Raw genomic sequence first — 2,966 nt, 5'->3', positions numbered from 1 at the left:
ATGAAGTCGCAATAGACCCAAAACACAAGCAACCCTACTCTTGTAAAATCCCTGCGGTAGTCTTGGTTATCAATAACGAGGCAATGAGATTTAACGAGCGTAACGGCGGTATATCACGGCGTAGGGTTATCTTTCACTTTGGCGAGGGTATCCCTGAAAAAGAGCGAGATTTAAACTTGGTTAGCAAAATAGAGCAAGAACTCCCCTTAATTGTGAGGTTGCTATTAAATGAGTTTACCAGTCCAGCAGAAGCCAAAGAAAGACTACACCAGCAACAACAATCAGACGAAGCGACGGCGATTAAACGCGAATCCGACCACTTAGTAGATTTTTGTAGTTATCTTGATGCGCTTGATTATCCCAATGGTATGTTTATTGGCAATATGGGAATAATGCCCTTTAACCCCCGAAAATATTTATATCATGCTTATATTGAGTATGTGCGAAATACAGGGCTTAATAATCCATTGTCCTTGAGTGGGTTCGGTTTATCATTAAATTACGCCATAAAAGAAAATAGAAAGGCGTACATTAAAAAACGAACTAATATAGGGGTAAAAACTAATTTAGAAATAAACCCAGATATGTGTAAAGATTGGCTACCTAAAGCCGAAGATTTTATAAGATAACCTGTAATAGTATTTATTTATCAGTAAAATTAAATTTTTTATTAAATGTAATATTTACTTTATGGTCATTAAATAATATCATTTAACTCAATTTTAAAAAATTGAGTTAAACATGAGAATATCACACGCTAAATCATTCGATGAAATTATGAAGGTCATTAATCCTTCTGATTTAATTAATGTTATGGGTAAATTCAAGGAAACTGATGCAAAAGGTCGGTATCTCCATTGGAATGACTTTAAATATAAAAAAAATGATGAAAATATTAATATTGATTTAGCATGGGCTGCGACTAAAATGTCTAGACTCCAATCAAATAAAAAAATTAACATAGGGGGATATCAGTTTAGTTTTTGTGTTCCTGATTCTTTACAAAGAGATCTCCACACAATAGATAAAAAATCCAGTGGTTATATAGGGATGAATAATCCTGAGTCGATGGATGGGGTTAATAATAAATATTTAGTTCATTCTTTAATTATGGAAGAAGCTATTTCATCGGCTCAACTTGAAGGAGCCTCAACAACAAGAAGAATAGCAAAAGAAATGCTTGAATTAGATAGAAAGCCAAAAAACAAAGCTGAAATTATGATCGTGAATAATTATTCATTGATGAAAAAAGCATTGGAAATGAAAAATGAAAGTTTATCTATTGATTTAATTCTGAGTTTTCATGAAATAGCAACAGAGGGAGCGATAGAAAATAATGCTGTCTGTGGTGAGTTTAGACAAACAGATGATATTTATGTTAGAAACCATCTACAGGAAGTTGTTTACACTCCACCTAAAGCAGACAAACTTAATGATTTGATGAACGATTTATGTAATTTTGTTAATACTCCTCATGATTGTGAAGCAGGAGAATTTTTTATACATCCTGTAATCAAAGCAATATTGTTACATTTTTTTATTGGCTTTATTCATCCTTTCGGAGATGGAAACGGAAGAACTGCAAGAGCTTTATTTTATTGGTTTATGATGAAGTCTGGCTATTGGTTATTTGAATATACATCAATAAGTAAATTAATTAAAAAAGCACCAATAAAATATGCAAAAGCTTATTTATATGTAGAAGATGATGGATTAGATACTACTTATTTTCTATACCACCAAATCGATATTATTATACGGTCGATTGACGAATTAAATATTTATCTACGAAGAAAGCAACAAGAATTATCGGACTTCTTAACTAGAATTCAAAATTCTAAAAAAGCATCAGAGTTAAATTTTAGACAAATTGATATTCTTAAAAAAGCAGCTAAAGAACCGGGTAGGCAATTTATTGCAAAATCAATAAGTATTGAATACAGTGTATCTGAAAATACAGCAAGATCGGATTTAAAAGTGCTAGAAAATAAAGGACTATTATTGCTTATTGGAAACAGTAGAGTTAGAACATATATTTCACCATCTAACTTGTTGGATAACTTATTAGATAACTAATATCGTTATTATAATTATGAGCCGCTATTATTTAGCGGTTTTTTATTGAGTGAATACATAAAGTGTATACTTGTGAATAGCAAACATTCAAGTATACACCACTCAAACCCTTTTAGAATAAGGCTTCAAGCAGGTAGTGAACACCGTGCATACTTTTTTATAAAATTTTATTTTTATGGGGGGGAGGTATAAAAAATCTAAAACATAATTAACGGATACCGCTCACCTAGATAAATTTTTACACCGTCAAAATTCTAAAACCAATTTTTGGATCGGCTACACTAATTCATACAACTTTTTTAAGGGGTAAGGTAAACTTATCACAACTAAAAAAGGAACAAATATGAATAAGATTAAACGCAAAAGACGAACATTCACAGATGATTTTAAACACCAAATGGTCAGTCTTTATCAACATGGTAAATCACGTAGTGAAATCATTGCCGAATATGATTTGATACCATCAGCTTTGGACCGTTGGATAACGCAATCAAGCCAAAGTGGCTCATTTAAAACAAAAGATAATCGCAGTCCACAAGAACAAGAGCTAATCGCGTTGCGTAAAGAGCTTAAACAACTCCGCATGGAAAACGATATTTTAAAGCAAGCAGCACTGATAATAGGGCGAAAATCGCTATCCTAAAAGCAAATCGACATCGTTATAGCATAACAAAGCTATGTCAATATTTAGGATTATCAAGATATTATGCTTATTATCAGTGTAAATTGAATAGACAAAAATCAGTAGGGCTTTATGCCGATAAAATCGTGACGCTATTTAATCAGAGCTATCAGTCTTATGGTACAAGACGAATTCGTTTTGATTTACAAAAAGAGAATATTTGGGTGTCACGCCGTTACATTGCTCGGGTGATGAAAGCCTTATTGCT

The 2,966-nt window shown here is 32.3% G+C and carries 4 protein-coding genes; all 4 read left to right on the top strand.

Annotated elements, in window-relative coordinates; translation table 11 throughout:
• Positions 1-629, top strand: a 629-nt coding sequence (locus tag A9G35_RS03670; protein ID WP_218057192.1) for a primase-like DNA-binding domain-containing protein, incomplete at its 5' end; no start/stop codon positions are given.
• 112 nt (positions 630-741) lie between these two features.
• Positions 742-2,076 carry a Fic family protein gene (locus tag A9G35_RS03665; RefSeq protein WP_065635722.1) on the top strand — a complete coding sequence of 445 codons (1,335 nt, stop codon included), beginning with the start codon at positions 742-744 and terminating at the stop codon, positions 2,074-2,076.
• 343 nt (positions 2,077-2,419) lie between these two features.
• Positions 2,420-2,719 (top strand): IS3 family transposase, encoded by a 300-nt coding sequence (locus tag A9G35_RS03660; RefSeq protein WP_065635721.1) that lies wholly within the window; start codon positions 2,420-2,422, stop codon positions 2,717-2,719.
• A 125-nt stretch (positions 2,720-2,844) separates the two neighbouring features.
• Positions 2,845-2,966: IS3 family transposase (locus A9G35_RS14070; protein ID WP_442903167.1), on the top strand; the 122-nt coding region annotated here is incomplete at its 3' end.

The sequence above is a fragment of the Gilliamella sp. Choc5-1 genome (assembly GCF_001690595.1).
Classification (GTDB): domain Bacteria; phylum Pseudomonadota; class Gammaproteobacteria; order Enterobacterales; family Orbaceae; genus Gilliamella; species Gilliamella apicola_M.
The sequence above is the reverse complement of the archived record's forward strand: the minus strand, read 5'-3'. Positions and strand labels throughout refer to the sequence as shown.